An 18,512-nucleotide genomic window follows, 5' to 3' on the forward strand; every position below is an offset into this window, starting at 1 on the left:
ACCTTGTTAAGCAGCCAGATTAGCGCACAGTCTGTCCAGAATGGCCTGATATGGTTTGATGAAGTGCTCCTGAGCAAACTTGCCTTGCTCGACCGCCAGCCTGCTACGCTCTTCCCGATCATAATTGATTCGAGTGAGCGAATAGTCCTGATATCTGAGACTCGGCTTATACATCTCCGCCGCCACGGAGTTGGCGTTGTATATCTCAGGACGATAGATTTTCTGGAAAGTTTCCATCGTGCTGATCGTGCTGGCGATCTCGAGATTGGTGTAATCGCTGAGCAAATCGCTGATATGATAGAGGGCGAAAGGCGCGACACTGTGTCGGGGCATGAAATAGCGAACCTTCATGCCCATCTTCGCGAAGTAATCATCCGTCGCAGAAAATTCGTCGTTCCGATATTCCAGACCCAGCAAGGGATGCTCGTTTCCCGTGCGACAGTAGGTTTTGCTGCTCGACACGCTCAGGCAGATGACCGGCAGCTTTCTGAAATTGTCCCTGTAAGCCTCTGAACTCAGGAACAGCTTGAACAGATTTCCATGCAGGTCGCCGAACCCCTCCGGCGGACCGGAATTCGCGTGCTTCTTGCTGTGCTCCAGCAGGAGCACAATGAAGTCATAGTCCCGGACATAGGACGAGAAGTTGTTCCCGACGATCCCGTCGATGCGCTTGCCGGTCCTTTTGTCGACGATCGTCGTGTGAAGAATCTCGATCAGCGGGAAGAAATCTTTGCTTCCGGAGGCGCTGATATCGATCTCGACCGTGATGATCTCAAGCTCGACCGAATAGCGATCGCCTGTGGGATTGTCCCAATGCGCAGGGGAATTGAACCGGTTGTCGATCATCCGCAGGGTGTTGCGCAAATTCTCCTGACGACCCTCCCCCCTTGCCAGATTGGCGAAATTGGTGGTCACACGCGTATTTTCGGCAGGGCGATAATCCTCGTTGAAGGGCGTGCGCTGTATGGAGAATGCAAAGGCGCTGTGGGTCATGGCCGAATATCCTGGTTTCTGGGATGGGCTCTGGCTGAAGGGGACATGGAAGGTCATGCTGGAACGGCCCGCAGATGGGCGGAGCGAGGCTCTGCCGACCAGATCGTCACGGTAAGCGTGCCGCCGGCGAGATGGTCGACCACCCTGCCCCTCAGAGTCGCCGCCTTCATGAAGTCGAGAACCTCATCATCTCCAAAACCGAGCCGCGCATGGGCATGTTCGCGGCGCAGTTCCTCGCGATCATGCGGCGCGACGTCGATGACGATCAGCTTCCCGGTCGGCTTCAGAATCCGTGCGGATTCGGCGATGACCGCGGCCGGCCGCTGCGCATAGTGCAGGACCTGGTGGAGGACGACCGTATCCGCCGAGCCGGAAGGCAGATCGAGGGCGTTCATGTCGCCTTGGCGCAGCTCGGCATTGGTGACGCCCGCCTGCAACAGCTTCGCCCGGCCAAAGCGCAGCATCTCGGGTGATCGGTCGATGCCGATCATGGAGTCAGCACGACCCGCAAGAAGATGGACCATCGTCCCGGTCCCGGTTCCGATATCGACAAGCGTGCCCACATGATGATCACCGATTGCCAGCAGGATCGCCTCGTCGACATCCTCTGTAGGAACATGGAGCGCGCGGAGCCGGTCCCACTCCGCGGCGTGCGCAGCAAAATAGGCGGCCGCTTCGGCTGAGCGATCCGCGTTGATCGCTTTGAGCCGGGTCGCATCTGCCGCAAGCCAGGGATTTCGGCCATGCACCTCCGCCCAGCGATCGAGCAATGCGAAGACAGGGTCGACGAGCGAAGCCGCGCCAAGCCTGAGGAAAACCCAGTTTCCCTCCTTGCGCCGGCCAACCAGACCGCAGTCGATCAGCATTTTGAGGTGCTTGGAAACCGTGGGCTGCCCCTGAGCGAGCGTGTGAGCGAGTTCTCCCACGGACAGCTCCATCTCCTGAAGCAGATAGAGGATTCTGATGCGGACAGGATCCGCCAGAGCCTGGAGCGTGAGGACATCTCGATTCATACATGTCTATATGCCAATATAGGAATATAGAGTCAAAGCAATTCGTTCCGGCACAGGCGCTCATTCGGAGCGCTGCGGCGTTACAGCCAGGTCCGGGACCAGAGGCGATAAAAACGGTCGGCTATGGTGGCGCGACCGCACCTGCCTGACGGCACCAGCGTCAAACGAGACCGGGCAATCGATCAGGAAAAGCGGCAAGGCGCCACCTGCCGTTTCGCTTCTCGACAACGCCAGCTCCCGCGACTAGTTTTCGCGGAACGTCCCGCGATTTTTCCAACGATGGAGGGCGGCATGAGCAAGGCCAGCGCGCATCATGGCGAGGCGGTTCTGGAAGCCGTACGGTCGCCAAGCAGCGCAGGCGTGTCCGCGATTGCGGCCTCATGGTGCCGGTCTGTTCTGAATCACGGGCTTGATCCCGAGCGGCATGATCAGCGTGAGCGGATCGCCAGCGGTGTATTGTCAGCGCTGCGGGCTGAGCATGAGGGCATGCTGGCGGTTGCCGCGCCAGTGCTCGATCATATGTTTCGGTCGGTTGGGCGGTCGGGCTGTGCAGTGATCCTGAGCGACGCGCGCGGCGTCATCCTGGAGCGCCGTGCGGGCGATGGCGATGCAAAGGGCTTCGCTGCCGCGGGTCTTGTCGAAGGCGCGATGTGGGGCGAAGCCGAGGAAGGGACCAATGGTATCGGCACCTGCCTCTTCGAAGACAAGCCAGTCATTATCCATCGCAATCAGCATTTCGCCAGCCGTAATGTCGGCATCAGTTGCATGGATGCCCCTGTGCACGACCCGCACGGGCGGCTTGTGGGCGCGCTCGATGTGTCGACCTGTCGTGATGACCATGGCCCGGCAATGGCCGAGATGATTGCTGCGCTGGTCCGTGACGCAGCGCGCAAGATCGAGCGTGATTATTTCTGCCGCCATTTCGAAGGGAACCGCATCATATTCCTGTCCGACGATACCGTCGCAGGCACCGCACTGCTGGCCGTCGATCGCGACGACCTGGTGATCGGTGCCAGCCGGGCGGCCCGACTGCGGCTGGGGCTGAACGACGCCGCTCTGGCTGCGCCGCGCGTGCTTGCTCAGCTGCTTGGAGAAGGCGCCCCGCCCTCATTCGAGGATGCCGACCGGGCGGTGCTGCGTCAAGCATTGGCGCAAGCCGATGGTAATGCCAGCAAGGCCGCACGATTGCTCGGCATCGGTCGGGCAACCCTGTATCGGCGGATGGCACGGGCCGGGCTGACGCATTGACAGATTGTTGGCTTGACCTGTCTCGCTAGCGAGACAGAAGCCGCCCGCCTCAGGCCCCGCCCCTCTTTCATGTCGCTGGGGCGCTCCTAGCTTTGCTGACAGACGCCCACCCAACGGCGCCTTACCAGCAAAGGAAGAGGATCAGGCACAATGGCCTCCATCGTTCAGGATCGACCAATCGCGAGACTCAAGTCGCCATTCGCGGCGCGCTATGACAATTTCATCGGCGGTCAATGGGTCGCTCCCAAAGCGGGGCGCTATTTCGAGAATGTCTCGCCGGTCACCGGCAACCCGGTGGGCGAAATCGCCCGATCGCAAGCCGAAGATATCGCTGCCGCGCTCGATGCCGCGCATGCCGCCAAAGATGCATGGGGCCAGACCTCCGTCACGGAACGCGCGCTGATCCTCAACCGCATCGCGGACCGGATGGAGGCCAATCTCGAAAAGCTCGCCACGGCCGAGACATGGGACAATGGCAAGCCGATCCGCGAGACCATGGCCGCCGATCTCCCGCTCGCCATCGATCATTTCCGCTATTTCGCAGGCGCCATCCGCGCGCAGGAGGGGTCTCTTGGCGAGATCGATCATGACATGGTGGCCTATCATTTCCATGAGCCGCTAGGCGTGGTCGGCCAGATCATTCCGTGGAATTTCCCATTGCTGATGGCCGCCTGGAAAATGGCGCCCGCGCTGGCTGCCGGCAATTGCATCGTGCTGAAGCCGGCCGAACAGACACCGGCCTCCATCATGGTGTGGATCGATCTGGTAGGCGACCTGCTGCCGCCCGGCGTGCTCAACATCGTCAACGGCTTCGGGCTTGAAGCGGGCAAGCCGCTGGCCACCTCACCGCGGATTTCAAAGATCGCCTTCACCGGCGAGACAACGACCGGCCGCCTCATCATGCAATATGCCAGCGAGAACCTCATCCCGGTGACGCTGGAACTGGGCGGCAAGTCGCCCAACATCTTCTTCGAGGATGTCGTGCGCGAGGATGATGACTATCTCGACAAGGCGATCGAGGGCTTCGTCATGTTCGCGCTCAATCAGGGCGAGGTGTGCACCTGCCCCAGCCGCGCGCTGATCCATGAAAAGATCTACGATCGCTTCATGGAAAAAGCCCTGAAAAGGGTGGCCGCCATCGTGCAGGGCAGCCCGCTCGATCCGGCCACGATGATTGGGGCGCAGGCATCATCGGAACAACGCGAGAAGATCCTCTCCTATATCGATATCGGCAAGCAGGAAGGCGCCGAACTGCTGATCGGCGGCGGGGCGGCGGATCTGGGCGGCGAGCTGTCGGGCGGCTACTATGTCCAGCCGACGGTCTTCAGGGGCCACAACAAGATGCGTATCTTCCAGGAGGAGATCTTCGGCCCGGTCCTGTCCGTCACCACTTTCAAGGATGAGGCCCAGGCGCTGGAGATTGCCAACGACACGCTTTACGGCCTTGGCGCCGGCGTGTGGAGCCGCGAAGCCAACACCTGCTATCGCTTCGGCCGCGGCATACAGGCCGGGCGCGTCTGGACCAACTGCTACCATGCCTATCCCGCTCATGCGGCCTTCGGTGGCTACAAGCAGTCCGGCATCGGACGAGAGAATCACAAGATGATGCTCGATCACTATCAGCAGACCAAGAATATGCTGGTCAGCTACAGCCCCAGGAAGCTCGGCTTCTTCTGAACGCCCCCCTGCCCGCGCGCCCCTCCTCTTCCGGCGCGCGGGCCCCTCGATCTTAGGAGAAAAGCAATGGCCAAGACCATGAAAGCAGCGGTCGTCCGTGAATTCGGCAAGCCTCTCATCATCGACGAAGTGCCGATCCCGCAAGTCGGCCCCGGCCAGATCCAGGTCGCCATCCAGGCCTCGGGCGTGTGCCACACCGATCTCCATGCTGCCGAGGGCGACTGGCCGGTCAAGCCCAATCCGCCCTTCATCCCCGGACATGAGGGCGTGGGCTTCGTTTCCGCTGTAGGTGCGGGCGTCAAGCATGTGAAGGAAGGCGACCGGGTCGGCGTGCCCTGGCTTTACTCCGCTTGCGGTCACTGCGTGCATTGCCTGGGTGGCTGGGAGACGCTGTGCGAGGAGCAGCAGAACACCGGCTATTCGGTTAATGGCGGTTTTGCAGACTATGTGATCGCCGATCCCAATTATGTCGGTCACCTCCCCGCTAATCTGAGCTTCAACGAGCTGGCTCCGGTGCTCTGTGCCGGTGTGACGGTCTATAAGGGCCTCAAGATGACGGACACCAAGCCGGGCGATTATGTCGCCATTTCCGGCATTGGTGGCCTCGGGCATATGGCGGTGCAATATGCCAAGGCGATGGGCCTGAACGTCGCCGCCATCGACATTGACGACAGCAAGCTCGCACTGGCCCGCAAGCTGGGCGCGGACCTGACGGTCAACGCTCGCCATGAAGACCCTGCCACCCTCATCAAGAAGGCCACCGGAGGCGGCGTGAACGGCGTGCTGGTCACGGCGGTCAGTCCCAAAGCGTTCGAGCAGGCGATCGGCATGGTCGCGCGTGGCGGCACGGTGGCCCTCAATGGGCTTCCGCCGGGCACCTTCCCGCTCGACATTTTCGGCATGGTGCTGAACGGCATCACGGTGCGCGGTTCCATTGTCGGCACCCGGCTGGACCTGCAGGAAAGCATCGACTTCGCGGCGGAAGGCAAAGTCAAGGCGACCATCGAGACCGCAAAGCTGGAAGACATCAACACCGTCTTCGATCGCATGCACAAGGGCCAGATCGACGGGCGAATCGTGCTGGAAATCGCGAGCTGAGGAGTTCAGCCATGTCCGACGGGGTGAAAAAGGTGCAGCGCGTCGTCGCCACCCCGGCGGCGCTCGACCTGATCGCCGAAATCCGTGCCGAACACGGCCCCTTGCTGTTCCACCAGTCGGGCGGATGCTGCGACGGCTCATCACCTATGTGCTACCCGGCGGGCGAGTTCCGCATCGGGGACGGAGACATATTGCTTGGCGAAGCCGGAGGTGCACCCGTCTATATTGGCCGTGCGCAGGGCGCTGCGTGGGCGCACACGCAGTTGGTCCTCGATGTCGTGGCCGGGCGGGGCGGCATGTTCAGTCTGGATAACGGACGCGAAAAGCGGTTCCTGACGCGCGGTCGGGTATTCGATGACGCGGAACAGGCATGGTTGCGCGACAACCTCTGACGTGAGCGGCAGCTTTCAAAAATCCCAACGCCCCTCGGCCGCCTGCACCCGGGCGATGTCGATGTGAAAGTAGTCGATCGGATGAGCCCTGAAGCACTTCTTCCAGGCGGCCTCGCTTTCCAGCGCGGCAGACGACCGATGCCGTGGCGTTGCAGGCAGCGATGCAGGATCGCGTCAGGTGCGGAAGCAATGGTTGCAACGCGCAGAGACAATCGTCCAGGGGCAACAGCGTGCAGTGGCGGAACGCCCCAACCATCGCCTCTTCCTCAGTTGTGAGGACGGTGAAATGAGTGGCCCTGCACCCATCGGCGCATCGCTGACATGGGTCCGCTTGCGCCACTTCCGTACCGTCGTCGGGCTGATCCCATAACGACCGGCCAGTGCTCTCGCGCCCTCTTCACTATGCCGTATCGCTCGACGGACTGTCTGTCGTTGGGGCGCTGCCCATGATGATCAATCGTACCACCATATTGCGGGAGCAGACGCCTAAAGCACTTCGAAAAATCTTATCAGCGCAGAAGCGTCGTTCGGCTCCTCTATCACGCCGACGAAAAACAGGCCGAGCACCCAATTATGGTCGCTGCGCACATCGACATCCATACAGCTCGTGACGCGCTGGTACCCGTCGAGGCGCGCGTAGCCGATGTTACGAATATAGAGCCATTCACCTTTCTTGTCGCGCAGGACGATGTGCGTGTTGAGATCGGTTACGCCGTCGGTTCGTTTGAGCGAGTAGTCGCCTCCGCCGCTCGGATAGACTGCGCCCTCGATCTTGCCCGATATGGCGCCCCCGACGATCTTGCGCATGCGGCGCTCGCCATGCGGGGTCTGCTCAATGCGCACGGGCTCGAACTCCAGGCGGACCTCGAAGGCGGGCGCGAAACCGATTTTGGCAATGAACTGTGGCTCACGATCGAGCGCAATGGACAACTCAGTCATTACAACACCTCGTAATAGGTGAAGACGGTCCGATCGGGATCGGTCCTGCGCAGCCCGTGGCCGATGATCAAGCTGTGATTCAGCCAGTCATGCGGGCTATCCTTAGGCGCATCGAAAAAGGGCGAGGTCCTCATTCTGAGCGGCACGTCCTTGTCTGGTGGCGCGACGAAGTCCTGATTGATCGGCGCGCCAGCTTCCCGCGGTGGCAGCCCCCGGTCGAGCGCAGTCGCCGGATCCCAGTCGACCCGGCGCATATAGCCGCGATTGTTGATGTAGATCTGGTGCCCATCGTTCGCCTCGAACATGTAGTGCGCGTCCAGCGGGCCACCGCCGCCGCCAAAGTCCGCACCGCCATAAGGCACGACCTTGCCCTGCAGACGCGGCCCCCAGATATCGCCGCCAATCGTCGGCACGAAGGCACGCCGGAAGGGCGCCTCGATCATGATGCGCTCGCGGAAGAACACGCTGACGGAGAAGGCCCAGCGATAGGAGACGCCACTCATCGTTTCGATGGGCGAAAGGGGCGGAGATATCTGCGGATCGCTCATGTCATGACCTTCCTCTCGAGGGTTGGAGCGGCACTGTATTGATCCCTTGCCGGACCGGAAATTTTGCGGAAGGGGCCACTGGACATGCGGCGATCAACCGCCCATTCAAGCGTCCATGAGTGGCGCCAAACCGACCGAAACTCGCGCTGTTGGAAATAGCCAGCGGCCTGCGCGAGCCAGCCGACTGAGCGCGGTCCATCGTGGCGATGTCACCTTGCCGGCGGAACTTAGCAACGCCGTGGGCTTCCAGATCAGGCGTGCGACGGGCGTTGCCGATGCGCTGTTCGCCGAGACATTTGGCGACATGGAAATCAACGCGGCACAATATGCCATTCTGATGGTCGTTCGCCACAATCCGGGTTGCCCGACCTCGGCGGCGGGAAGCCTGGTCGGCATTGCCCCTAATAATTTCGTTCCCCTGCTCGATAGCCTGACGGCGCGGGGCTATATCCGCCGGACTCTGAGCACCAAGGACCGCCGCGTCCGGCACCTGCGGCTCACCCCGCGCGGCGAGGAGTTCTGCGAGGCGCTGGTGGCGCGGCACGAGGCGATCCAGGCCAGGATCGAAGAGCGCATGGGGCATGGGTCTGTCGCCGAGTTTCTAAGGTTGCTGAAGCTCTATTGCGGCGCCTGATCGGCAGCCAGGCCATCGCCCAGATGCTCGATCATCGCGGCATTGAAAGCCTGCGGATTTTCGACATTGCTGAGATGCGCCGCGTTCGGCAGGACGACGCTGCGGCCGTTCCGCACGCTCTGTGTGATGAGTGGCAGCGCGGCGCCGCGCGGGCCGTCTTCCGCTCCGCCGATGACGAGGGTCGGCGCGGAAATCGACGGCAAAGCGTCACGCAGATCGACATCGCGCAGGGCGCTCGCGTTGCCCGCATAACCTGCGACCGGCATCCCGGCCATGGCCGCCACGAGCCTCTCCACGGCATCTTTCCGTCCGGCGCGAAAGCCCTCGCTCAGCCAGCTCTCGATGGTCGTGCGAGCGATGTCCGCCATGCCTTCGGCGCGCGCCCGCGCGGCGAGATCGTCCCACCCCTGCTTGTTCGGGATGAAGGGCGTCGTATTGGCGAGCACCAGACGACGAATGCGCTCGGGGTGATGCGCAGCCAGCCACATGCCCGTCATGCCGCCCTGCGAAACGCCGACGAAATCAGCGCGCGCGATGCCCAAGGCGTCCATGATGGCCAGGACGTCACTGCCGAGCAGCGCGACGGAATAGTCGCCCTCCGGAGCCTCGCTCGCCCCCTGCCCGCGCGTATCGAAGCGCACGACGCGCCGCCCGGCGAGCACGGGCATCTGGACATCGAAGCAGGCGATATCGCCGCCGATATGGTGGGACAGGATGACGGGGACGCCATCCTGCGGACCCTCGACGAGAACATTGAGGCGGCAATCGCCACTGGCGATGAAGGGCATTGAACGGCTCCAGCTCAAAGGGTGGTCGAGCCCCAGCGGGCCGCGGGTGCCCATGGGGTTTCCATATAATAGGGGACGGCGATGAAGGTCGCCTCGACCGCCGTGATCCGGCCGGCCTTGATCTTGAACAGCTCCAGCAGGTGCCAGCTATGCGGCTCGCGGAAGATCGACTTCATGGCCGTGCCGTCGGTCAGCACATAATCGTCGAGAATGCCCTTATGGTCGATAAACCCTCGTGCCATCACGAGGCCCCTTGTCTCGTCGACCACGACAAAGTCCCGGTCGCGCACGCGCTCGTTGAAGCGATAGCGGCCGAGCCGGAACAGCTTCTCGACGTCGGCATAAGCCTTGCCATTCTCGTAGCGCACACAGTCCTCGGTGAAGGCGGTGTTGCGGATCGCGCCGTCATTCTGCTCCAGCGTCTCGAAATAGCCGTTCGCGATACCGATCAGCGCGGCCCGGTCCATCCGCTCATGGTCGGCGACCGGCCGCGCGAGATCGGGATCATGCCGGAACTCGTCGACCGGTCCGATGGGCGTGGGAGGACCCGACAGGTTGCGCGGGGTGCTGAAGACATGCTCGGCCTCGACGATCTCGTCTCCTTCGACGCGCAGGCGAATGGCGAGATATCCAGCAACATCGAGCGTGCGGATCGCCGTGAAGATGCCGATGCTGCGCTGCACGGTGTCGACCAGCGTCAGCGCCGGCCCCAACTCCTCGGAGATGCTGTCCCAGGTGCCGTCGGGAAACGGCAAGGCAACGCTGTTCTCACTGAAGCGGACAGTCGGGGCGATCGGCGCCCGCGAAGGGTCCCGCGCGGCATAGGCTGCGCGATAAGCGTCGGCAATGCGATGAAGCATGGCTTCCTCGGCCAGATCGGTCATGGGGTCGGTCCTTTCGCGGGCGTGAAGATACGCGCAGCCTCCAGGTCGTCGCGCAGACGGCCGGATGCGAGCACCATGAGAATGGAAGCGATCACGACGCAGACGGTGGCCACGATCATCGAATAGCGCACGGCCTCGTCGCCATAGAGGCCGGCCCAGCGATCGTTCAGCCAGCCGATCGCCAGAGGGCCGATGATCTGCCCGACCATGTTGACGCAGAACAAAAAGATGGCGGCCGTCGTGGCGCGCATCGAGGGCGGGACGATGGCGACCATCGCTGCATAACTCGGGCCGAAATGCATGGCGCCGGCAAGCGAGGCGAGCCCAAGGCCAGTCAGGGCAATCGGCAAGTCGTCCGACAGCAGGAACAATAGCTCCGCCGGCACCGAAATCGCTGCCCCGATGGCGGGGAGAAGAAGCAGCCAGCGCGGGTTCCTGCGCGCGGCCCAGCCGGCCAGCGCGCCGCCGCCGATCACGCCGACGATGCTCGAGAGCCCCCGGATCGGACCGAAGGCGGCCGCCGCCTCGCCTGGCGTCAGGCCGTGTACGCGCATCAGGAAGGTCGGCGTCCAGGTGATCATGGCATAGGTCGTGACGGCGAGGCAGGCGCCCGAGGCGCACATCAGGCCGAAGCTGCGCCGCGTGCGCAGCCAGGCCCAGACCGTGCCGAAGGACGGCGCGTCGGCCTTGCCGTCCTTGCCGAGGCGCTGCGGCTCTGGAACGGTCAGAAAGAGCAGGATGGCGATGACGATGCCGAAGGAGCCGGCCACGAAATAGGCCGAGCGCCAGCCATGATGCTGGGCAATATAGCCCGCGACGGGAAGCATGAGCAGCGCCGAGAGGCCCGACCCCGAGGTCATGATCGAGAGCGCCAACGGCCGGCCGCGCGGACCGAACCGGTCGGACAACATGGCCGTTGTGGGGGCGATGCCCGCCGCTTCCGCCGCGCCCATCAGAAAGCGCGTCAGGGCAAGTTGCGCGACATTGGTGACGGCGCCGGTCAGCACCGTCATCAGGCTCCAGGCCGCGCAACCGAGCGCGAGGATGTTCCGCCGGTTGCCGCGATCGGCCAGCCGCGCGATCGGCACGCCGAGGCCGGAATAGAGCAGCACGAAGGCGAAGCCGGTGATGAGGCCGAGCATCGTGTCCGAGATGTGCAGTTCCTGCTTGATGAGTGGCAGGACGATACTGAGGATGCTGCGATCCAGGAAGCTCAGCGCATAGATGATGGTCACGACGACCAGCGTGTAGATGGAGATCGGCGTCCAGTCGCCGCCTGGCTCCGCCCAGCCGGGCGGGGTTTGCTGAGCGGCCTCACCAGACATTGAGTTGCGCATCGCTATACCACCGGGCATGGACCTGAACATTGGCGCGGAAGGGCAGGATGACCCGGCCGACCGCACCATCCTCCGGATGGCGTGCATCCGCCACCACCAGTTCGGTGCGCATCTCGGCATAGTTGCTGGCGGTTCCGATCAGCCAGCCATCCCCTTCCTCGGCCTGATCAAGTCGCGGCACGAATGTCACCTCCTGCAGGGCGTGGGTTGGCCCAGCGTAGAAGGCGCGCATCGTGCGGTCCTTCAGGTCGAACACGCCATAGCTGTTCGTCAGGCGCCGCGCGCCGGTGCCGAGGCGATCCCGGTCGACCGGCTTGGTCGGGTCGTTGAACGAGGTATAGGCATAGCGCGTCTCGCGCCCCACGAACCGTTCGTCGACGCGTCCCAGATCGACCACGGCCAGATCCGGGAACAGGGCCTCCTCCCGCACGCTGTCGTCGCCGGAACTGAGATCGAAGGTCAGCCGCCTGATCAGCGCCCGGCTCTTGAAGGGATCCCATCTGGAGCCATCCGCGAAGGGAAAGAACGGGAACGGATTGTCCTCGAACATCGGCGCATCGAGGATGACCTTGTCGCCTGTCGTCCAGGCATTGAACGTGTGGATGACAGCGCGGGTCGGCCCCTTGAACCAGCGCAGGTCCTTCGCCTCGCCATCGCGCGGGATGATGCCGTAATAGCTGGGCCTCGTCCCGTCCCAGTGCCAGTGGATCTTGCCCGCCTTGAGCCGCTCCAGATCGGTCACATAACCGAACACAGGGAAAATCACATGTTTCTCGGTGATCGCGAAATCATGGATCATGCTGACATAAGGCATTTTGAGCCGGGTCTCGCGCGTCACCGCGCCGGCGCGATCAATGGTATAGAGGAACACGTCGTTGGTCGCGGGGCCGGTCGCTTCATAGCCGAAGGTGACCATCTCGCCGGTCACCGGGTCGACCTTGGGATGGGCGGTGAAGGTCTGGCTGCGATAGCGCCCGCCGAAATCGTGGAAGCCCCTTGTTTCGAGCGTGACCGGGTCGATCTGCGTCGGCGGCGCGTCTTCCTTGAGTGCGAACAGGCGTCCGGCATTCACTTCGACATTGGTGTTGGCCACCGTATTGCGCCACGGCTCGTCGACATGACGGACCGACGGATCGGTGTCGAAGGGATTGCGATAATAGCCGTAAAGCTGACGGTCGGCGGCGCGATTGTTGCGATACCGCTCCGTCTCGATCCAGCGGCCCTTATAGTCGACGCGGCCATTGCGGAACCGGAACCGGCTCACATAACCGTCCTGGCTGAAGGGCGAGTCATCCTTGTGCGCCGGTGGATAGGCCCAGTCGCCGCCGACACGGATGAAGGCGCCGTTCAGTCCGTCGGGGATGGTCCCCTCGATCTGGCAACGGGGCACTTCCGCCTCGAAACCCTGCGGGGCAAAAAAGTCTGATGTTTGGGACATTTTGGGAATGACTCTCGATCCGGCAGCTGGGTTGGAGGAAAGGTAGGGATGATGGGCAAAAGGCTGGTTCAACTGGGATAGCGGGTGGCGCGCGAAAGAAGCGCCGCGAAGGAGGCCATGTCGCGCTCCTTCTCGACCTCCCCGATCCGCTGGCGCAGTTCATCGGCCAGGCCCTTCGGGACGTTTCCGGCAAACGCCACCTGCTGGTAGAATTTGCGCTCCACCTCCTCGACGGTGCTGCCCCCGTAACGGCGGGGCCGGCCGATCAGCCTTTCGGTCAACACGGTGCCATCCCGGCGTCGAACACCGAGCCGGATTCCCGTCTCGCCCGCCGGGAGCTGGGTCAGCGTCGTGCGCTCGATGAGGCTGACCAGGGCCGGATCGGCAATCGCCGGGAGGGCATAATCTTCCTGCCGCAGATCGCCGCGCAGCAGCGCGGTCGCACAGGCAAAGGCCAGGCTGAAATTAGTCTGCGAATGCAGCGACGGCCCGGAGCGCAACGGCTTGGAAATGAACAGCCCAAGGATACGGGGCTCGACCTCGATCGTCACGGAGTCGATCGTCGCGAGATCGAGCTTTTCCCGCGCGCGGAGGGTCAGCGCGCTTTCGATCGCCGGGTGTGTGGCCGCGCAGGATGGCCAGGGCTTGAAGTAGATCTCCCCATTCCATTCCCGCCCGAGCCCGCCGGTCAGCAGATCGGGCCGGGCACAACCCGCCGTGAACTGCGCATAGAAGCCGCACGGCGAGAGCAACGGATCGGTCATGCCGCTCCAGCCAATTTCGGCGAACCGCGCCGCCAGGATGCCGTTGCGCGCTGCCGTGCCTTGCAGGATCTTCCAGCTATTGGCGCCATCCCAGACATTCTGAACCGTGCCGCCGATCTGATCGGCCGCGATGCCGAGCGCCTGCCGCGCCTTTTCCGGCGAGAGCTTTCTCGAATGCGCGGCGATTGCGGCGGCTGCCATGGTGACATGGAGCGGGACGCCGTCCCAGCCGTCATTGAAATCGAGGCCCGACGCCGCGATGGACCGGGCGGCGAGATCGTCGCCGAGCGCGAGCGATGTCAGGAACGCCTTGCCATCAGACTTGGCCGCTTCCGCGAGCGCCAGCGCCGTCATGACGGTCGTCGGCGCATTGTGGGAGGGTGAGATGACATCCCGCACCTTCACCGTCATGACCTCGAAGTCGAACGCGCGCGCGAGCATTGCATTGGCCATTGCCGCATCGGGAACCGACGCCTTGCGATCAAGGCCGAAGACGGTCGCGTCGCCCCCGCTGTCGCTGGCGAGCAGCTCGGACATCGATCTTTGATTTTCGCCGCGCAGGCCGCCAATGGCGCAGCCGATGACATCGAGAAGCCGCAGCTTGGTGCGTTCGCGGGCGCCGGCGTCCAACTGGTCGAAGTGGGCGGACGCGACATGATTTGCGATGACCGCGCTGAGGCCGCCATCCTCGCGGCTGGGCGCGGGCTTCTGTCGCGCGGCCCGGGTGGGCGCCGGCGCCGGGGGCGGCGTCGATGCGGCCAGCGTGGCGGCCGGCAGCGCCAGAGCTGCGCCGGCCAGGACGGTGCGGCGGCCGAGCGCCATGCGATCAGAAGCGGACATTGACGCCCACCGTGAAGGTGCGACCGATCGTGTCATAATAGATTCCGTTCGTCAGCGTGAAGACCGTTGTCGATGGCAGGGCCGGCGGCGGGGTGTTGAACAGGTTGTTCACGCCCGCGAACAGCCGGAACCTCTCCCCCACCTCCTGGCTCGCCTGCAGGTTGAGATATTGATAGGCCGGGACATGGTTGTTGTTGATCGACGTCGCGGCATTCAGGTTTGCCGTATTGTCGATATTGCCCGCCGAGATCGTGGTGACCTGCCCGGTCAGCGAGAAGCCGCCGCCCTGATAGGTGAGAGACGTGTTCGACCGGAAACGCGGCAGGCCGGCCGGGCTGTTGTCCTTCACATAGTCGATCGTCGCCGAGCCGTTGCCAAGGTTGCTGTAATAGTGGAAGACATAGGTCCCGCTGAAGCTCAGCGTGAGCGACCCGTTCCAACCATCCCTGATGTCACTGAGCGCCAAACGATAGCTGCCGGCAATGTCCAGTCCGTTGGTGCGCAGCGACGCGGCGTTGAGATAGCGGGCATTATAGGCCGTCGGCGTCGTCCCCGCGAAGGTGAAGAGCGAGCAGAAATAGGTCTGCCCCGCCGAGCACAGATTGCCCGCGACCGTGCCCGACACCGTCGTCACGGCATCCTTCAGATCAATATTATAATAGTCGATCGAGAGGGTGAAGCGCGGCGCGAAGCTCGGATTGATCACGGCGCCGATCGTCAGCGTGTCGGCCTTTTCCGGCCGTAGCGCCGCATTGCCGATCGTAGCGTTTTGCGGGATCAGCGCTGCGGTCACGCCATTGACGGTCGCCGAGAGATTGGTGACCGCACCGGCGGAGAACAGCTCGAAGATGGCGGGCGCGCGGATATCGCGCGAACGGGTGGCGCGAAAACGAAGGCCGTCAAACGGTTCCCACACCGCCCCGCCCTTCCAGGTCGTCTGGGTGCCGGCTGTGCTGTAGTCGGCAACGCGCAGAGCGCCGTTCAAGTCCAGCGAGCGCAGGCCGGGCAGATTCCGGGCGAGCGGGACGATCGCCTCGAGATAGCCTTCCTTGACATTGAACCGGCCGCTATAGGGCGCCGCGTTCGACGTTTCATAGAGCCCGGCTGCGGCGACGGCATCGGCACCGACCACTTCCTTCTCGCGGCGATATTCCGCACCGAGCGCGACCGAGACCGGCCCGGCCCAGCTCGAAAAGGGCGTGCCGCGCAGGTTGGCCGCGGCCGTCACCTGATCATATTTGGCGGTCGCGACCGAACGATCCAGAATATAGTCGATAGCAGCGGCAGACGGCGTACCGTTGCCGAACAGATTGATGGGCACGCAGCCGGCGGCATTGGCATTGAAGGACGGACCCGGCAGCGTCGCGCGGCAAACGATGTCATTGCCCGATTGCACCGCATCCGTCGCAAAGCGGAACTTGGTGAGATTACGGTTATTGAGAACCGTCTGCCGATAGTCATTCTCGGCCCAGGTAACATGCGCATCCCATGACCAGCCGCCGCCGAGCTTGCCCGAGGCCCCGGCCATTAGGCGCGGAGTGCGATTGGTGACGTGGACCTTGAACAGGCCGATATCATAATCGAGACGCGAGATGGTGAAGCTCGGCAGGGCGCCCATCGCGCTGCGCACGACCGCCGGAATATAGGGATTGCTGGCGAGGATGGTCACTGCCGCATCACGCGGCGGCAGCGCCGTCATCTGCGCGCGCGTCTCGGAATAGGAGGCCTCGGCCTTCAGGGTCAGCGCGTCGCTGAACTCATATTCGGCATGGAGATAGGGATTGAAGCGCTCGATCCCGGGCGCCAGCGAGACACCGCGCGCCAGCGACTGGCCCTGGCCGCCGATCTGGAGGGAGGCATTGCGAATGCCTCCCCCGTCGAAGGGCGCCACGGTCGTCGCCGATGTGAACTCGTAATTGCGCAGGGAGAAGGTCGCTGGGCCGGTGATGAGTCCCCCGAGCGACGAGCCTGCGTGGACGTTGGTGGCGATGATGTTCGCGGGCTGCCCATTGGTCGCAAAGGCAGGATTGGCGACGCGGCCATATTCATTGGCACCCCAGGGCCGCGTGTAAATGTCCCCGACTTCGTCGTTCTTCACATAGTCGATGCCGGCGACGATATGACCACCCTCACCGAACGCGGCCCCGCCCAGAGCCGCAAGGCGATAATTGCCGGCGTCGCCATATTTGCTGACGCCGGCCTGAGCGCGCAGCTCCAGCCCGGTGAACCGGTTTTTGAGGATGATGTTGACGACGCCCGCCACCGCATCCGAGCCCCACTGCGCCGAGGCACCGCCGGTCACGACCTCGACACGTTCTACCATGAGCGTCGGGATGGTGTTGAGATCCGGCGCGCTCGGCGTCGTGCCCGTGCCATTACTGGCGGGAGCCAGTGGAGGAACACGCGCGCCGTTGACCAGAACCAATGTACGCGCGGCGCCCAGGCCACGCAGATCGGCGGTTGAGGCGCCGGGGGTCTGGGTGCGAATGGCATTCGCGCTCGGGCTGGTGGTCGCCCGGAAGGCGGGCTGTTCGTTCAGTAACTGAGCGACGTTGGTCACCTGGCGATTGTCAATCGCATCCGAGCCAAGAACGTTGGTCGGTGTCGGTGCGTCAGCTCCGTGGGGAGCAGCGCGCGAGGCGGTCACGATAATGTCTGCTGCCGTGGCTTGGCTGCTGATCTCGGCTTGCTCGACCTGAGGTGTGATCTGCGCCAGCGCTGCACTCGGCAGTGTGAGAGCGCTTGCCGCCGAACTCATGAGCAGCGTCCTTCGCAGGCGTCGTGCGCCCCGACAGAAAAATTCCGTCATCTTCCCTCTCCATATGATTCTTATTTAGTTCTTGAGGAAGAACTATTCTGAAAAAAGCACTTCTGTCAACAGGGAGCGGTATTGGGCGAACGAGAGAAGGGTGGCTCTACGGCCATCATCGCACCGCTAAGCTACGCTGGGGCGGGGGCCGTCCATCCCATCAGTCAGCTTCACCGAGCTTTCAAGCAGCCCTGCTTGCTCGAAGTGCTTCTTTGAACAGTTCGAAGGCCGTCGTTCCCCTTCGATCGGGTAATAGAGGTGGTAGCCGGAGAAACGCTCGCACCACGGTTCCAGCAGGCATGCGAGGCGGCCATCGGCAATCGGTGACCCCACCAGATCCTCCAGAATATAGAGAATGCCGAAGCCCTCCAGTGCGGCAGCCACCAGCAGGTCGGCATCGTTGAACACTGGCCCGCGTCCCGGCGCGACCGTCATCGCATGACCGTCGCGCTGGAACGACCAGGGAGACGGATCCCCATGGGCATCGCGATAGGTGATGCAGCGATGCGCCGTGAGGTCGGCGGGTTCCATCGGCGCCGAATGGCCGCGCAGATAGCCTGGCGCGGCCACCACCGCGACGCGAAGCGGCGGCCCGACTGCCAGCGCAATCATGTCCTTCTCCAAATGCTCGCCAAGTCGGATGCCCGCATCGTAGCGACCCGCCACGATGTCGGTCATTCCGTTCTCCACGCAGACCTTCACGTCGATGCCGGGGTGACTGTGTATGAAGGACGGAAGCATCGGCCATAGCAAGGTCTCCGCGGCGTGTTTGTCCGTCGTGATCCGGACGGTGCCAATCGCCGCGCCGCTTGCACGGGACAGCGTCTCGATCGCAGCATCCAACCCAGCCAGTGCTGGCGATAAAGTGGCGAGTAGGCGCTCCCCAGCCGCGGTTGGGGCGACGCTGCGCGTCGTGCGGGCAAGCAGGCGGAACCCGAGTTGGTCCTCCAGCCGCTTCATGGTCTGGCTCAATGCCGACTGCGTGACCCCCAGCCGCTTCGCGGCACGCGTAAAGCTCCGGTCGGCGGCAATCGCAGCAAAAACGGCGAGGTTACCGAGCCGATCCGGATGCATTGATGATCCATCAAGCCGTTGATCAAGTCAGATAGT

Annotated in this window: 16 protein-coding genes and 1 pseudogene; 5 read left to right on the forward strand and 12 right to left on the reverse strand. The window is 63.3% G+C overall.

Features of this window, described 5'->3' with window-relative positions:
* Positions 1–6: 6 nt before the first annotated feature.
* Positions 7–993: a DUF1852 domain-containing protein gene (locus SLG_RS13455; protein WP_014077034.1), complete on the reverse strand. Its 987-nt coding sequence runs from the start codon at positions 991–993 to the stop codon at positions 7–9.
* Between the two features lie 53 nt (positions 994–1,046).
* Positions 1,047–2,006, reverse strand: a complete 960-nt coding sequence (locus tag SLG_RS13460; RefSeq protein WP_014077035.1) for an ArsR/SmtB family transcription factor — start codon at positions 2,004–2,006, stop codon at positions 1,047–1,049.
* A 291-nt stretch (positions 2,007–2,297) separates the two neighbouring features.
* Here SLG_RS13460 and SLG_RS13465 point away from each other — a divergent pair, with 291 nt between their 5' ends.
* The 4 genes from SLG_RS13465 to SLG_RS13480 all read left to right on the forward strand — a co-directional run bounded on the left by SLG_RS13465 (position 2,298) and on the right by SLG_RS13480 (position 6,421).
* On the forward strand, positions 2,298–3,254 hold the full coding sequence (locus tag SLG_RS13465) for a GAF domain-containing protein (protein ID WP_041393338.1): 957 nt from the start codon (positions 2,298–2,300) through the stop codon (positions 3,252–3,254).
* Positions 3,255–3,404: 150 nt separating this feature from the next.
* Positions 3,405–4,931, forward strand: a complete 1,527-nt coding sequence (gene adh / locus SLG_RS13470) for an aldehyde dehydrogenase (protein ID WP_014077037.1) — start codon at positions 3,405–3,407, stop codon at positions 4,929–4,931.
* A gap of 66 nt (positions 4,932–4,997) precedes the next feature.
* Positions 4,998–6,029: an alcohol dehydrogenase AdhP gene (adhP, locus tag SLG_RS13475; protein WP_014077038.1), complete on the forward strand. Its 1,032-nt coding sequence runs from the start codon at positions 4,998–5,000 to the stop codon at positions 6,027–6,029.
* 11 nt (positions 6,030–6,040) lie between these two features.
* Complete coding sequence (locus SLG_RS13480; RefSeq protein WP_014077039.1) at positions 6,041–6,421, forward strand: DUF779 domain-containing protein; 381 nt, start codon at positions 6,041–6,043, stop codon at positions 6,419–6,421.
* Between the two features lie 27 nt (positions 6,422–6,448).
* Here SLG_RS13480 and SLG_RS22230 read toward each other — a convergent pair.
* From SLG_RS22230 to SLG_RS13490, 3 genes and pseudogenes are all read right to left on the reverse strand, one after another.
* Positions 6,449–6,890, reverse strand: a pseudogene (locus SLG_RS22230) (IS481 family transposase); the annotation flags it as partial.
* Positions 6,891–6,907: 17 nt separating this feature from the next.
* Positions 6,908–7,360 carry a DUF3237 family protein gene (locus SLG_RS20465; protein ID WP_014077040.1) on the reverse strand — a complete coding sequence of 151 codons (453 nt, stop codon included), beginning with the start codon at positions 7,358–7,360 and terminating at the stop codon, positions 6,908–6,910.
* On the reverse strand, positions 7,360–7,908 hold the full coding sequence (locus SLG_RS13490) for a DUF3237 domain-containing protein (protein ID WP_014077041.1): 549 nt from the start codon (positions 7,906–7,908) through the stop codon (positions 7,360–7,362). The genes SLG_RS20465 and SLG_RS13490 overlap by 1 nt, the downstream gene beginning before the upstream one ends.
* Before the next feature lie 214 nt (positions 7,909–8,122).
* Between SLG_RS13490 and SLG_RS13495 the strand changes: the two genes are divergently transcribed.
* Positions 8,123–8,542 (forward strand): MarR family winged helix-turn-helix transcriptional regulator, encoded by a 420-nt coding sequence (locus SLG_RS13495; RefSeq protein WP_158512725.1) that lies wholly within the window; start codon positions 8,123–8,125, stop codon positions 8,540–8,542.
* Here the strand turns inward: SLG_RS13495 and SLG_RS13500 are convergent.
* The 7 genes from SLG_RS13500 to SLG_RS13530 form a co-directional block, all read right to left on the reverse strand.
* Positions 8,527–9,330, reverse strand: a complete 804-nt coding sequence (locus SLG_RS13500) for an alpha/beta fold hydrolase (RefSeq protein WP_014077043.1) — start codon at positions 9,328–9,330, stop codon at positions 8,527–8,529. The two genes, SLG_RS13495 and SLG_RS13500, sit on opposite strands and share 16 nt — an antisense overlap.
* A gap of 14 nt (positions 9,331–9,344) precedes the next feature.
* Complete coding sequence (locus SLG_RS13505) at positions 9,345–10,214, reverse strand: hypothetical protein (RefSeq protein ID WP_014077044.1); 870 nt, start codon at positions 10,212–10,214, stop codon at positions 9,345–9,347.
* Positions 10,211–11,539: a spinster family MFS transporter gene (locus SLG_RS13510; RefSeq protein ID WP_014077045.1), complete on the reverse strand. Its 1,329-nt coding sequence runs from the start codon at positions 11,537–11,539 to the stop codon at positions 10,211–10,213. Before SLG_RS13510 ends, SLG_RS13505 begins: the two co-directional genes overlap by 4 nt.
* A complete protein-coding gene (locus SLG_RS13515) occupies positions 11,529–12,989 on the reverse strand; it encodes a carotenoid oxygenase family protein (protein WP_014077046.1) in 1,461 nt (486 codons plus the stop codon). The genes SLG_RS13510 and SLG_RS13515 overlap by 11 nt, the downstream gene beginning before the upstream one ends.
* Before the next feature lie 68 nt (positions 12,990–13,057).
* Entirely contained in the window at positions 13,058–14,593 is a 1,536-nt protein-coding gene (locus SLG_RS13520; RefSeq protein ID WP_041392034.1) for an MmgE/PrpD family protein, read from the reverse strand.
* A complete protein-coding gene (locus SLG_RS13525; protein ID WP_014077048.1) occupies positions 14,580–17,402 on the reverse strand; it encodes a TonB-dependent receptor in 2,823 nt (940 codons plus the stop codon). Before SLG_RS13525 ends, SLG_RS13520 begins: the two co-directional genes overlap by 14 nt.
* Before the next feature lie 126 nt (positions 17,403–17,528).
* On the reverse strand, positions 17,529–18,476 hold the full coding sequence (locus SLG_RS13530) for a LysR family transcriptional regulator (protein ID WP_014077049.1): 948 nt from the start codon (positions 18,474–18,476) through the stop codon (positions 17,529–17,531).
* Positions 18,477–18,512: the final 36 nt, after the last annotated feature.

The organism is Sphingobium sp. SYK-6 (assembly GCF_000283515.1).
In the GTDB taxonomy this organism is placed as follows: domain Bacteria; phylum Pseudomonadota; class Alphaproteobacteria; order Sphingomonadales; family Sphingomonadaceae; genus Sphingobium; species Sphingobium lignivorans.

Bases quoted from the DNA above. Each gene is read 5' to 3' on its own strand.
- SLG_RS13530 (WP_014077049.1), bottom strand. From the start codon at position 18,476: ATGCATCCGGATCGGCTCGGTAACCTCGCCGTTTTTGCTGCGATTGCC.
- SLG_RS13510 (WP_014077045.1), bottom strand. From the start codon at position 11,539: ATGTCTGGTGAGGCCGCTCAGCAAACCCCGCCCGGCTGGGCGGAGCCA.
- SLG_RS13480 (WP_014077039.1), top strand. From the start codon at position 6,041: ATGTCCGACGGGGTGAAAAAGGTGCAGCGCGTCGTCGCCACCCCGGCG.
- SLG_RS13455 (WP_014077034.1), bottom strand. From the start codon at position 993: ATGACCCACAGCGCCTTTGCATTCTCCATACAGCGCACGCCCTTCAAC.
- SLG_RS13525 (WP_014077048.1), bottom strand. From the start codon at position 17,402: ATGACGGAATTTTTCTGTCGGGGCGCACGACGCCTGCGAAGGACGCTG.
- adhP (WP_014077038.1), top strand. From the start codon at position 4,998: ATGGCCAAGACCATGAAAGCAGCGGTCGTCCGTGAATTCGGCAAGCCT.
- SLG_RS13460 (WP_014077035.1), bottom strand. From the start codon at position 2,006: ATGAATCGAGATGTCCTCACGCTCCAGGCTCTGGCGGATCCTGTCCGC.
- SLG_RS13520 (WP_041392034.1), bottom strand. From the start codon at position 14,593: ATGTCCGCTTCTGATCGCATGGCGCTCGGCCGCCGCACCGTCCTGGCC.
- SLG_RS13490 (WP_014077041.1), bottom strand. From the start codon at position 7,908: ATGAGCGATCCGCAGATATCTCCGCCCCTTTCGCCCATCGAAACGATG.
- SLG_RS13465 (WP_041393338.1), top strand. From the start codon at position 2,298: ATGAGCAAGGCCAGCGCGCATCATGGCGAGGCGGTTCTGGAAGCCGTA.
- SLG_RS13500 (WP_014077043.1), bottom strand. From the start codon at position 9,330: ATGCCCTTCATCGCCAGTGGCGATTGCCGCCTCAATGTTCTCGTCGAG.
- adh (WP_014077037.1), top strand. From the start codon at position 3,405: ATGGCCTCCATCGTTCAGGATCGACCAATCGCGAGACTCAAGTCGCCA.
- SLG_RS20465 (WP_014077040.1), bottom strand. From the start codon at position 7,360: ATGACTGAGTTGTCCATTGCGCTCGATCGTGAGCCACAGTTCATTGCC.
- SLG_RS13505 (WP_014077044.1), bottom strand. From the start codon at position 10,214: ATGACCGATCTGGCCGAGGAAGCCATGCTTCATCGCATTGCCGACGCT.
- SLG_RS13515 (WP_014077046.1), bottom strand. From the start codon at position 12,989: ATGTCCCAAACATCAGACTTTTTTGCCCCGCAGGGTTTCGAGGCGGAA.